General features: G+C 61.4%; 11 protein-coding genes. 2 read left to right on the top strand and 9 right to left on the bottom strand.

Annotation, left to right across the window (positions count from 1 at the left end):
* Positions 1-36 precede the first annotated feature (36 nt).
* From PSEBG33_RS15595 to PSEBG33_RS15630, 8 genes are all read right to left on the bottom strand, one after another.
* Positions 37-957, bottom strand: a complete 921-nt coding sequence (locus PSEBG33_RS15595) for a substrate-binding domain-containing protein (RefSeq protein WP_005787497.1) — start codon at positions 955-957, stop codon at positions 37-39.
* Between the two features lie 265 nt (positions 958-1,222).
* Positions 1,223-2,191 (bottom strand): L-arabinose ABC transporter permease AraH, encoded by a 969-nt coding sequence (gene araH / locus PSEBG33_RS15600; RefSeq protein ID WP_005787495.1) that lies wholly within the window; start codon positions 2,189-2,191, stop codon positions 1,223-1,225.
* Between the two features lie 9 nt (positions 2,192-2,200).
* Complete coding sequence (gene araG, locus PSEBG33_RS15605) at positions 2,201-3,703, bottom strand: L-arabinose ABC transporter ATP-binding protein AraG (RefSeq protein WP_005787493.1); 1,503 nt, start codon at positions 3,701-3,703, stop codon at positions 2,201-2,203.
* A complete protein-coding gene (locus PSEBG33_RS15610; RefSeq protein WP_005787492.1) occupies positions 3,700-4,686 on the bottom strand; it encodes a substrate-binding domain-containing protein in 987 nt (328 codons plus the stop codon). Before PSEBG33_RS15610 ends, araG begins: the two co-directional genes overlap by 4 nt.
* 37 nt (positions 4,687-4,723) lie before the next feature.
* Complete coding sequence (locus PSEBG33_RS15615; RefSeq protein ID WP_005787489.1) at positions 4,724-5,587, bottom strand: SMP-30/gluconolactonase/LRE family protein; 864 nt, start codon at positions 5,585-5,587, stop codon at positions 4,724-4,726.
* A 16-nt stretch (positions 5,588-5,603) separates the two neighbouring features.
* Positions 5,604-7,184, bottom strand: a complete 1,581-nt coding sequence (locus tag PSEBG33_RS15620; protein ID WP_005787488.1) for an aldehyde dehydrogenase (NADP(+)) — start codon at positions 7,182-7,184, stop codon at positions 5,604-5,606.
* Positions 7,185-7,194: 10 nt separating this feature from the next.
* Complete coding sequence (gene araD1, locus PSEBG33_RS15625; RefSeq protein WP_005787486.1) at positions 7,195-8,187, bottom strand: AraD1 family protein; 993 nt, start codon at positions 8,185-8,187, stop codon at positions 7,195-7,197.
* 16 nt (positions 8,188-8,203) lie between these two features.
* Complete coding sequence (locus PSEBG33_RS15630) at positions 8,204-9,526, bottom strand: MFS transporter (RefSeq protein WP_005787484.1); 1,323 nt, start codon at positions 9,524-9,526, stop codon at positions 8,204-8,206.
* 191 nt (positions 9,527-9,717) lie between these two features.
* Between PSEBG33_RS15630 and PSEBG33_RS15635 the strand changes: the two genes are divergently transcribed.
* Together PSEBG33_RS15635 and PSEBG33_RS15640 are read left to right on the top strand one after the other, a co-directional pair.
* Entirely contained in the window at positions 9,718-11,454 is a 1,737-nt protein-coding gene (locus tag PSEBG33_RS15635) for an IlvD/Edd family dehydratase (protein WP_005787482.1), read from the top strand.
* 48 nt (positions 11,455-11,502) lie between these two features.
* Positions 11,503-12,225 carry a FadR/GntR family transcriptional regulator gene (locus tag PSEBG33_RS15640; protein ID WP_005787481.1) on the top strand — a complete coding sequence of 241 codons (723 nt, stop codon included), beginning with the start codon at positions 11,503-11,505 and terminating at the stop codon, positions 12,223-12,225.
* A 16-nt stretch (positions 12,226-12,241) separates the two neighbouring features.
* On the opposite strand, the gene PSEBG33_RS15645 is transcribed toward PSEBG33_RS15640, so the two are convergent.
* Positions 12,242-12,892, bottom strand: coding sequence for a hypothetical protein (locus PSEBG33_RS15645; RefSeq protein WP_194440495.1), 651 nt, complete (start codon positions 12,890-12,892; stop codon positions 12,242-12,244).
* Positions 12,893-13,053 lie beyond the last annotated feature (161 nt).

Here is a 13,053-nt window from a genome sequence, read left to right as displayed (position 1 = left end):
GACCTGGGCCCCACGGTTTGCGTGGGGCCTGGGGATTTACCAGCTGAAGTCCCTGGCCTTGGCCTGGTCGATCAAGGTGATGTCCACCGGCACGCTGGCCGGGACTTGAGAGCCCCACTTTTTGGCCAGGGCAATGCCCAGGGTGAGGCGGATCTGGTCGCGGGGGTACTGGGCCGAGGTGGCGATGAAATGGCTGCCGGGTTTCTGGATCGCCTTGATCGCTTCCGGCGCACCGTCGACGCTCACCAGTTTCACGTCCATGCCGCTGGCTTCGATGGCCGAGAGCGCACCGAGGGAGCCGTTGTCATTCACGCTGAAAATACCCTTGAGGGTCGGCTGGGCCTGCAGCATGTTTTCGGTCACGGTCAGCGCCTGGTCACGCTCCTGCTTGCCGTTCTGGATGCTGACGATCTTGATGTCCGGATGCTTGGCCACCGCCTCTTTGCAACCGCGCACACGTTCGAGAATCGGCACCACGGCGATGCCGTCGAGGATGGCGATATTGCCTTTGCCACCGATGGTCTTCGCCAGGTATTCACACGCCTGGAAGCCCGCGTCGAAGTTCTTCGAGCCCACGAACGAATCCAGCGGGCCGTCCGCCTGGGCATCCACTGCTACCACCACGACACCTGCGGCGTGGGCCGACTTGACGGCGGACTGCACGCCGACCGAATCGGTAGGGTTGATCAGCAGGATATCGATGCCTTTTTGCAGCATGTCTTCGACGTCACTGACCTGCTTGGACACGTCGTGGCGGGCGTCGGTGATGATCAGCTTGGCACCGATGGTCGCGCCGGCTTCTTCCAGAGCGTTTTTCATGGTGACGAAATAGGGGTTGTTGATTTCCTGGAAGGAGGCGCCGATACGAATGGGCGCGGGCGGTGTGGCGGCAAAGGCTTGAGTACCGAAGGTGATGCCGACAGCCAGTAAACACAGGGTTTTTGGGAGCATTTTCATGGCATGAGTCTCTGTTTTGTTTTTATTGTTAGAGCAAATGTTATCGTTAACATTTTGCCAGAAGCTAACAATTAAACAGAGGTGACGCAAGCCCCCGTTGGTCGCTTGAAGCGTTGCAATGGATTTGTTCAGGCAGGGGCAAGCTTGATTTTGTAACGGCCTTGGCACCCACCCGTCTGGATGGCTCGTGCTCGGTGAACATGTGAGAGGGGCAAGTCGAATCGTTGCACCGCCCCTTCCACATTTGATCTCCCGATGGCTTGGATCAACGTTGTTTCATGCGGTCGATAACGACGGCCAAAAGCAGGATCGAGCCGCGAATCACGTACTGGTAAAACGTGTCGATGTTCTTCAGGTTCATCGCATTCTCAATGATCGCCAGGATCAGCACCCCGGCAATCACATGGCGAATCATGCCGATGCCGCCACTCAGGGATACGCCGCCCAGCACACAGGCCGAAATCACTGTGAGCTCGAAGCCTTGGCCGATCATCGGCTGGCCCGAGGTCATGCGTGACGCCAGGATCACTCCAGCCAGGGCGCCGATCAGGCCGTGCACGGCGAAGATCAATATCTTGGTGCGATCAACGTTCACCCCCGCCAACAACGCAGCTTCCGGGTTGCCGCCGATGGCCATGGTGTTGCGCCCGTAAGTGGTGTAGTTGAGCAGCCAACCAAAAAACAGAAAGCACACGATGGTGATCAGGATCGGCACCGGCACACCGAACAACTGGCCGTTGCCGAACACAAAGAACTGTTCCTGCGACACACCCACCGCTTTGCCGTCGGCGAAGATGTACGCCAGACCGCGCACAATCTGCATGGTCGCCAGGGTGGTGATCAAGGCATTGACGCGCAGCTTGGCGATCACGATGCCGTTGATCAGCCCCACCATCAGGCCCATCAACAATGCAGCGCCGATGCCCAGCATCACGCTGTCGGTATCGCGCATCACAATCGCCGCCACCACACCGGCACAGGCGATCACCGAGCCCACCGACAAGTCGAAGTGCCCCGACGCCAGGCAGAACAGCATGGTGCACGCAGCAATGCCCACCGTGGATATCGCCAAGCCCAGCCCGCGCATATTCAGTGGCGAGAGGAAGTTATCGATCAGCAGCGCGCACAGCACGAAGATGCCCACCGCAGCCAACAGCATCGCCCAGTTGTCGAGCAATGCGCGCATATCGAGGGGTTTGCGTGCCGAAGGCAGCGCGTTGTTTTGAATAGTCATGGTCTTCTCTCAGTTCGCCAGGCCGCGCGGCAAGGCCAGCTGCAGCAGGTTGGATTCAGTCGCGTGCTCGCGCAGTTGTTCGCCGCGCATGGCGCCTTCGCACAGCACCAGGATGCGGTCGGAAATGCCCATCACCTCCATCAGGTCGCTGGACACCACGATTACCGCAATGCCGCTGGCCGCCAGGTTATGGATGATCTGGTAAATCTCCGACTTGGCGCCGATGTCGATACCGCGGGTGGGCTCGTCCAGCAGCAGGACCTTCATCGGCATCGACAGCCAGCGACCGAGAATGGCTTTCTGCTGATTGCCGCCGGAGAGGTACAGGATCTTCTGCGCCGCGTTCGGGGTTTTGACCCGCATCGCCTGGATCTGCCGGTCGGCGTTAGCTTTCTCCCAGCCTTCGCGCAACAGCCAGCCAAAGGTGGAATGCGCATCCCGGGCACTGATGTTGATGTTTTCGGCGACGCTGCCCAGCGGGATGATGCCTTCCTTTTTGCGATCCTCCGGGCACAGCAAGATACCGGCGGCGATGGCGTCGCGGGGTGAGCGCAATTGCAGGGTTTGCCCGCACAGCTGCAGGCTGCCGGCGCTGGTGCGCTCCAGCCCACTGAGCAGGCGAAACAGCTCGGTGCGCCCTGCCCCCACCAGCCCGAACAGCCCAAGGACCTCGCCCTTGCGCACCTCAAAGCTGATCGACTCGCGCAGGCCCGGGCCGAGCAGGCCGTCTACCTTGAGCGCCACTTCGCCGTGCTCGCGTGGGCGGTAGTCGTAGATGTCCTGGATATCGCGACCGACCATGCAGGTCACCAACTGGTCGTGGGTCAGCGTGCTCATGTCTTCGAACGTGCGCACGTAGCGACCGTCCTTGAACACCGTCACCGCATCGCAGATACGGAACACTTCTTCCATGCGGTGCGACACGTAGAGCACCACTTTGCCCTCGTCGCGCAGGCGCGCAATGATTGCCATCAGCCGGTCGATTTCCCGCGCCGACAAACTGCTGGTCGGCTCATCGAAGGCGATCACGTTGGCACCGCGGGACAACGCCTTGGCGATTTCCACCAGTTGGCGCTGGCCCAAAGACAGGCGCCCGAGCTTCTCGTCGGGGTCGATCTCATCGGCCAGGCCCTTGAGACATGCCAGCGCCTGCTGGCGCAGCACGCCGCGGTTGACCACACCGAAACGCGTCGGCAAGTGCCCGAGGAACAGGTTCTCGGCCACGCTCATTTCCGGCACCAGATGCAGTTCCTGGTGGATCACCGCGACACCGTTGGCGATGCTGTCGGCAGCGTTCTTGAACACCATGACCTGCGCGCCGATCTGCACGCTGCCGCTGCTGGGAATGTAGGCGCCGCCGAGGATTTTCAGCAGCGTCGACTTGCCCGCACCGTTCTCGCCCATCAAGGCGTGTACCTGCCCGGGGTGGGCAGTGAAGCTGATGCCGTCCAGCGCCTTGACCCCGGGAAAGGTTTTGCCGATAGCGTCAAAACGCAGGGCCGCAGCGGTCATTTCCACAACCCGATTTTGGTCAACTCTTCCTTGAAGTTCTCGCGGGTGATCAGGGTGACTTCGTCCATGGCGGTGTACTTGGCAGGTTCCTTGCCGGTGGTGACCCATTCGTACATCGCCAGCGCGGTGTTATAGCCTTCGATATGCGGGCTCGGCAGCATGGAGCCGAAGAAACCACTGTCGGCTTTCTTCAATTCGCCAATGGCGTCGGTGCCATTGATGCCGATGCCGATGACGTTGGCCGCCTTGAACCCGGCACTTTCGGTGGCGCGCACGCCGCCCAGTACCGTGTTGTCGTTCATGCCGCCGATGATCAGGTTCTTCGCGCCGCTCGGCAGCTTGACCAAGGCCGAGTTGGTGGCGTCCATGCTGCCGGGTACGTCGAGGGTTTTAAGCGCGGCGGTGAGGATGTGATCCTTGGGAATACCAGCGTCTTCCAGGGATTTGATCGAGCCGTCGGTGCGCTTCTTGCCGGTGTCGAGTTCGTTGAAGGTGTTGATCACCGCATAGGTGTCCTTCCAGTCCCAGCCGCGTTTTTTCGCTTCGGCGGCCATGGCGGCCCCTTGTTTCTGGCCCACTTCAAACGCGGCCATGCCCAGGTACGGTACGTCTTCCATGAAGTTGCCCTTGGCATCGACAAAGCGGTCATCCACGGCCATGACTTTCAGGCCATTGACCTTGGCCTTGGCGACAATGGCCGGGCCCAGGGACACGTCCGGTGGGCAGATCACAAAGCCCTTGGCGCCGTTGGCGGCGAGGCTGTCGATGGCCGAGAGGGTTTTCTCGCCATCGGGCACGGCGATCTTGATCACCGTGAAGCCATGCTCCTTGCCGGCTTTTTCGGCGAAGGCCCATTCAGTCTGGAACCACGGCTCTTCGGCCTGCTTGACCAGGAAGCCGATCTTCACTTCTTCGGCGGATACGATGCTGCTGAGGCTGCTTAACGCAACAGCGGCAGCCAGAACGCGTAGAACCTTTTTCATGAACGACACCTCTTGTTGTTGTTTTTGAGTCTTGGGTTTAACCGGCGAAACGATGGCAAGGCTTGCCAGGGACATCGACTTCAATGGCCAACAGCGCACCGTCCAAAGGGTGATCCAAGGGACTCGCGGCACTGGTGATATACAAGGTGGTGAGGTCGGGCCCACCGAACACGCAACTTGTGGGACGGCTGACCGGCAGCTCGATGATGCGATCGACCTCACCTGCGGGCGTCAGGCGCAGCAGGCAACTGCCGTCCCAACGGGCGTTCCAGATGTAGCCCTCGCTGTCCATGGCCGAGCCGTCCGGCCCACCGCGCTCATGGGGTGCAAACCACACCTGGGCGGGTTCGAGCTGGCCGTCGGACTGGATTGAATGCTGATACAGCGTGCCGTCCATGCTGTCGCCGAAATGCACCTGGCTACCCTCCTCGTTCCAAAGCAACGTGTTGGGAATGCCCAGCCCGGTGAGCAACGGCGTGACACGCGCATCGGCATCGACACGGAACAGGCCACCGGAGCGCCGGGTGATGGGCAGGTCTTCGCCCTGCTCACCGATATTGTTCTGCATGGTGCCCAGCCACAGCCGGCCCTGAGCATCGCAGCGCGCTTCGTTGCCACGGTTGCCCGGCTGCGGGTCGGCCACGCACAGCAGGGTCAGCGTCTGGGTAGCCAGGTCGAGGCGATACACACCGCTGCTCAAGGTCACCAGCGCATCGCCGCTTTCACACGGAATAAACGCCGAGACATGCTCGGGCAACTGCCAAACCTGCAACTGCCCGTCCATCCAGCGCAGTGCCTGTTTGGCGGCGATATCCACCCAGTAAAGCGCCTGGGATCGAACATCCCAGAACGGCCCTTCGCCCAACCGGGCACGGTGTGCGGTGACTGCGCTCAACGACATGAAGCCTCCTGATGACTTACAGCGATTCTCGAGACGGCGCGCCATCCACCAAGCGCTGGATACGCAACGGGTTGGCGTTTTTCAACGCGTCGGGCAGCAGGCTATCAGGGTAATTCTGGAAGCACACGGGCCGCAGGAAACGGTCGATGGCCAGGGTGCCGACCGAGGTGCCGCGGGCGTCCGAGGTCGCCGGGTACGGCCCGCCGTGCACCATCGAATCGCAGACTTCCACCCCCGTGGGGTAACCGTTGAGCAGGATGCGCCCGACCTTCTGCTCCAGCAGCGGCGTCAACTCGGCGAACTGTTGCAGGTCAGCCGGTTCGCCGATGATCGTGGCGGTCAACTGGCCGTGCAGCCCATGCAGGGCGGCGCTGAGTTGAGCCTGGTCGACGACCTCGACGAACACCGTGGTGGGACCGAACACTTCTTCCTGCAGCACTTCGTCGCCGTCGATCAGCAAGCGTACATCCGCCTTGAACAGTTGCGGTTGGGCCTGGTTGCCCACTTGCGTGCTGCCTGCCAGATGCTGGATCCCCGAGTGAGACAGGAGTTTTTCCAGGCCCTTGCCGTAGCTGCCCAGGGTGCCGGTGTTGAGCATGGTTTGCGCCGGTTGCTCACCGATCAATTGCGCGACCTGTTGCGTGAACGCGGTGAACGCAGGCGAAGCAATGCCAATCACCAGTCCGGGGTTGGTGCAGAACTGACCGCAGCCTAGTACCACCGAGGCAGTCAGGTCGCGGGCGACACTCTCGGCGCGCGTTTGCAGGGCCTGGGGCAGCACGATGACCGGGTTGATGCTCGACATTTCGGCAAATACCGGGATCGGTTGCGGGCGTGCGGCCGCCATATCGCACAGGGCACGACCCCCCTTGAGCGAACCGGTGAAGCCCACCGCCTGGATTGCCGGGTGCTTGACCAGCGCTTCACCGACACCGCCGCCGAAGATCATGTTGAACACGCCTGCGGGCATCTCGGTGGCCTCGGCGGCGCGGATGATCGCATCGGCCACGCGCTCGGCGGTCGCCATGTGCCCGCTGTGCGCCTTGAACACCACCGGGCAACCGGCGGCCAGCGCAGCGGCGGTGTCGCCACCGGCGGTAGAAAACGCCAGGGGGAAATTACTCGCGCCAAACACGGCGACCGGGCCCAGGCCGATACGGTATTGGCGCAGGTCCGGGCGTGGCAGCGGCTGGCGATCAGGCAAGGCTTTATCGATACGCGCCCCGTAGAAATCACCACGGCGCAGCACGGTGGCGAACAAGCGCATCTGGCCACTGGTACGCCCGCGTTCGCCTTTGATACGGGCAGCAGGCAACGCAGTTTCGCGGCAGACCAACTCGACGAAATCATCGCCCAGCGCGTCCAGCTCATCGGCCACCGCGTCCAGAAACCGCGCACGCCGTGCGGCGCTCAAGGCGCGGTAGGCCGGGTAAGCGGCCGCTGCGGCTTTGGCGGCGGCATCCACCTCTTGCGGGGTGGCCTGGTAGAAATCCTGGGGCAAGGCTTCGCCGGTGGTGGCATCGATACTCTGCAGCTTGACGCTGCCGTTGGCGCTGCGCTGGCCGCCGATGTAGTTGTGGCCGAGGAACTGGGTCATGTAGGTCTCCTTAAAGGGTGATGACGTGGCCGGGTTCGAATACCGCGTCGACCGTGCCGATGCCGTTGATCAATGGCGCGCCGAACTCAGCCTGGCTGATCTGGAACACATCGCCCGATTGAGTACGTATACCGTCGGCGAATGACAGGGTGGCGGTGCCGAAGAAGTGAATGTGCACATCGCCCGGTTTGAGAAACTGACTGTATTTGAAGTGGTGGTATTCAAGATTTTCCAGGCTGTGGCACATGTTGGCTTCGCCACTGAGGAATTCGTTCTGCCAGATCACCTCGCCGTTACGCAGGATGCGGCTGGTACCGGCCAGATGCGCGGGCAACTCGCCCACGCGCAACTCCGGGCCATAGCTGCAACTGCGCAGTTTGGAATGGGCCAGGTACAGGTAGTTCTTGCGCTCCATCACATGGTCGGAGAACTCGTTGCCCACCGCGAAGCCCAGGCGATAAGGCTTGCGGTCATGACCGATCACATACAGGCCGCCGATTTCCGGCTCTTCGCCGGCGTCTTCGGCAAACGGCGGCACCGGGAAGGCGGCGCCTGGGCGCACGACAATGCTGCCGTCGCCCTTGTAGAACCACTCCGGCTGCACACCGGCCTGGCCGGCAGCGGGTTTGCCGCCCTCCACGCCCCATTTGAAGATGCGCATGGTGTCGGTCATCGCGCTGTCATCACCGGCCTGCTGGTGCATCTTGTCGCGGGCCGAGGCACTGCCCAGGTGGGTCAGGCCGGTGCCGCTGATCAGCATATGGGCCGGGTCCGGGTGGTCCAGCGGTGGCAGGATTTTAAGTTCGGCCAGCAGCGCCGCGTAGTCATGACTGGCGCCCAGGCCCAGGCTCTGTACCTGTTGCTGCAATTTGACCCCGGCTTCGATCGCGGCCAGGGCCAATTCGCGCACGCTGTGCGCGCCCTGCACTTCCCGCAGGGTGTCGCCTTCCACCACGCCGACGCGGCGCTCACCGTTGCTCAACTCGAACTGAACTAAACGCATGCAGGTTCTCCTGGATTTAAGTACGTGTGGCGCCACGGGCGCTGGCAGCAAATTGATCGACCGGCAGTACATGCTTGCGCTCCAGCAAGCGGTAGACCACGAGGGTCAGCAGCAACCCGAACAGCATCACGCCGGACAGGAAATACAGGCCCGAGGCGAGGTTGCCGGTGTACTCCTTGAGCGCCCCGATCACGAACGGGCCGATATAGCCGCCAAGGTTGCCCACCGAGTTGATCAAGGCGATGCCAGCCGCCGCGCTGGCACCGGCAAAAAACCGTCCCGGCAAGGTCCAGAACACCGCCGTGCAGGAAAACATCGCGAAGGCCGCCAGGCACAGCGCGGCCATCTGCAGCACCGGTACACTCAGCCAGGCACTGCAGAACAGGCCAATGGCGCCGAGCACATAGAGCACGGCGAGATGGCCATAGCGGTCGTTCAAACGATCGGAACTGCGCGGGATGATCAGCAGGCCGATGATGCCGAAGATATAGGGCACGGCCGAGATGAAGCCGGTGGTGAGGTCACTGCCACCGAACTGCTTGATCAGGGTCGGCAACCACAGGCCCAGGCCGTAGATGCTCAGGGTCACCGGCAGGTAGAACAGCGCCAGCAACAGCACGCGTTTGTCTCTGAGCGCGTGCAGCGGGTTGCCGTGACGGGTCTGGCCGTAGGCTTGCAGGTCTTTTTCCAGCTCGCCGGTAAGCCAGGTTTTCTCTTGCTCGCTCATCCAGTTGACCTGCCTGGGACCGTCCGGCAGGTAGCGCAGCACCGGCCAGGTCAGCAGGATCGCCGGGGTGCCGATCACGATAAACAGCCACTGCCAACCGTGCAGGCCAAGAATCCCGTCCATGCCGAGCAAACCACCGGACACGGGGCCGGTGATCATCATTGCAATGGGTTGGGAGAGAATGAACAGCCCAAGGATCTTGCCGCGATGGCGCACCGGGAACCACTGGGTGATGTAGTACAGCACCCCGGGGAAGAACCCGGCTTCCGCCGCGCCCAGCAGAAAGCGCATCACGTAGAAACTGTGCGGCCCCTGCACAAAGGCCATGCCGATGGTGATGGCGCCCCAGGTAATCATGATGCGCGCAAACCAGCGCCGCGCGCCGAAGCGGTCGAGCATCAGGTTGCTGGGGATCTCGAACAGAAAGTAGCCGATGAAGAACAACCCTGCGCCCAAACCATAGGCAGCATCACCGATACCAACGTCGGCGCCCATGTGCAGCTTGGCGAACCCTACGGCGGAACGGTCTACGTAAGCGATCAGGTACAGCAGGATCAGGAAGGGAATCAGTTTCAGCGTGATGCGCCGAATAAGCCGCAATTCCTGGCTCATGGGGTCGATCTCCGATTGTTGTTTTTATAGAAGCTCGGGGGACGCCTCTCGCGAAATCCGCCAGGGTCATACCTCAGTTGAGAAAGACTATATAGTATGACTATTTACAAAACAACACTTCCAAATAAGCGATTTTGCGCTTATGTTTAAGCACGCATAGAACATATAGTCATACAATAAGAGAATCGAACATGCCTGACAAAAAGCCCGGCCTACGCTCCGCCCAGTGGTTTGGTACCGCCGACAAAAACGGCTTCATGTACCGCAGCTGGATGAAGAACCAGGGCATTGCCGACCACCAGTTCCATGGCAAGCCGATCATCGGCATCTGTAACACCTGGTCGGAGCTGACCCCGTGCAACGCGCATTTCCGCCAGATCGCCGAGCACGTCAAGCGCGGCGTGATCGAGGCCGGTGGCTTCCCGGTGGAGTTCCCGGTGTTCTCCAACGGCGAATCCAACCTGCGCCCTACCGCGATGCTGACCCGCAACCTGGCAAGCATGGATGTGGAAGAAGCGATTCGCGGCAACCCGATTGACGGTGTGGTACTGCTGACCGGCTGCGACAAAACCACCCCGGCGCTGCTGATGGGCGCCGCCAGTTGCGACGTGCCGGCTATCGTGGTCACCGGCGGGCCGATGCTCAATGGCAAACACAAGGGCCAGGACATCGGCTCGGGCACGGTGGTGTGGCAGCTCAGCGAACAGGTCAAGGCCGGCACCATCACCCTGGATGACTTCCTCGCGGCCGAAGGCGGCATGTCGCGCTCGGCAGGCACCTGCAACACCATGGGCACCGCCTCGACCATGGCGTGCATGGCCGAGGCACTGGGCACGTCCCTGCCCCACAACGCGGCGATCCCGGCGGTGGATGCGCGGCGATATGTGCTGGCGCACATGTCCGGTATGCGTGCGGTCGAGATGGTGCGCGAAGACTTGAAGTTGTCGAAGATCCTCACCAAAGAAGCGTTTGAAAACGCGATTCGCGTGAACGCGGCCATCGGCGGTTCGACCAACGCGGTGATTCACCTTAAAGCCATCGCCGGGCGCATCGGCGTGGAGCTGGACCTGGATGACTGGACCCGCATCGGCCGTGGCATGCCGACCATCGTCGACCTGCAACCCTCGGGGCGCTTCCTGATGGAAGAGTTCTACTACGCCGGCGGCCTGCCTGCCGTGCTGCGTCGCCTGGGAGAGGCCAACCTGATCCCCCACCCGAACGCCTTGACCGTCAACGGCAAGTCCCTGGGCGAGAACACCAAGGACTCGCCGATCTACGGCCAGGACGAAGTGATCCGCACCCTCGACAACCCGATTCGCGCCGACGGCGGCATCTGCGTGCTGCGCGGCAATCTGGCGCCGTTGGGTGCGGTGCTCAAGCCGTCTGCCGCCAGCGCCGAACTGATGCAACACCGTGGCCGTGCGGTGGTGTTCGAAAACTTCGACATGTACAAGGCGCGCATCAATGATCCGGAGCTGGACGTGGACGCCAACTCGATCCTGGTCATGAAGAACTGCGGCCCCAAGGGTTACCCAGGCATGGCCGAGGTCGGCAACATGGGACTGCCGGCCAAGCTGCTGGCCCAGGGCGTTACCGACATGGTGCGCATTTCCGATGCGCGCATGAGCGGCACCGCCTACGGCACGGTGGTCTTGCACGTGGCACCGGAAGCCGCTGCCGGCGGGCCGTTGGCGGCCGTGAAGGAAGGTGACTGGATTGAACTCGACTGCGCCAATGGCCGCCTGCACCTGGACATCCCCGACGCCGAGCTGGCAGCGCGCATGGCTGATCTGGCGCCACCGCAAAAGCTGATCGTCGGTGGCTATCGCCAACTGTACATCGACCATGTGCTGCAAGCCGACCAGGGCTGCGACTTTGACTTCCTGGTGGGCTGTCGCGGAGCGGAAGTCCCACGGCATTCCCACTAATTGGGATGCTATGATGCGGCGAATTCAAGCCAGAGCCTGCCCGTCGTTATGGATCACCAGCCGCCCAAGCCGCGCAAGAGCCAGCATGCCCAGATCGTTCAGGACCTGGGCATGCACATCGTTTCCGGTCGCTTCAAGCCCGAAGAACGGCTGCCCATGGAAGCCACGCTGTGCGAGGAATACCAGGTCAGCCGTTCGGTGTTGCGCGAGGCGACGCGGGTGCTCAGCGCCAAGGGCCTGGTGTATTCCAAGCCACGGGTGGGTGCGGTGGTACGGCCACGCTTGAAATGGCACCTGCTCGACCCAGATGTGCTGTCCTGGTTGATGCAGTCCACGCCCCACAGTGAGTTCTTCAATACGCTGGCCGGGGTGCGCCGCATCCTCGAACCGGAAATCGCCGCCATGGCCGCAACCACCGCCACCGATGAAGACATCGCCATCATCGAACAAGCCTACCAGGGCATGGAAACCGCCAAGACCCACGAGGACCTGTTGCAGGCCGACCTGGACTTCCACCGCGCGATTGCCGACGCCACCCGCAACGACCTGCTCGCCTATATGTGCAACATGCTCTCGTTGCCGCTGCGCGAGTCGATCAATATCACCAACCGCCGCCCGGATATCCAGGGCCTGAGCCTGCCCCGGCACAAGGCAATCCTCACCGCGATCCAGAACCGCGATGCGCTGGGCGCAAGGCATGCCTCGCTGGTACAACTGGATGACACGCGGGTGGCGCTGGATACGGTGATGAATGTGTTGACGCCGTTGTAACCCAACCCCGTCGCACTCACTCCTGATTGTTATTGTTGGCTCTGGGGCAGGTGTTATCGCCCTCTTTTTTCAGCGCCAGCACCGCCTGGCGCTCGGACAACAAGTGGGTGATAGCCCCGCCGATAGCGGCGGAAATCAGCGCCAGGGCCTCTTTGGGCAGATTGATCGCCGCCCACGTCAAGCCGCCGATCAGCAGGATGACAAACAGGATATTGAAACGTGACACGCCCAGTTTGATTGAGCGGACAATATCGGAGGTGTCCTGCATTTTTTCGAAGCGTTTAAGGTCTTCGAACTTACGCACCGATTCCAGCGTTTCCAGATAGTGGGTTTCGGCCCGTTTCAATTTCTTGATCACGTCGGCTTCGAGCATGACCTCCTCTATCTCGATCCTGACCAGGCTGATATTGGCACCTGGCCGGCCGAGGATTTCGGAGCTCAACGAACTTTCGGCAAGCTCGGCCAATAGATAAGTGTACGAAGTCTCGCTGATCTCCTTGCCATACTTTTGCAGGGCCGAGGTGTAGCACTTGGTGGCGTATCGGGTGAACAGACGCTCGGCATCGTTGGTTTTTTTAATCAGTTCATCGGTTTCAATGAGGAGTTCCCGTTCCATTTTTAATATCCCTATTAAGCGTGGTTTGGAAAAATAATAAGCGCCGACCACTACGCTGACACGTTAACGGTAAACATCCCTCCATCGCCCTTCACTGTCTACTGTCAAACCTGACAGTAACGCAGCTGCAAATGTGGGAGGGGGCTTGCTCCCGATAGTGGTGTATCAGTCAAAAACATTGAGACTGACTCACCGCTATCGGGAGCAAGCCC

The sequence above is a fragment of the Pseudomonas synxantha BG33R genome (assembly GCF_000263715.2).
GTDB lineage: Bacteria > Pseudomonadota > Gammaproteobacteria > Pseudomonadales > Pseudomonadaceae > Aquipseudomonas > Aquipseudomonas synxantha_A.
Note: the sequence above shows the minus strand (reverse complement) of the source record. Positions and strands in the feature narration are given on the sequence as shown.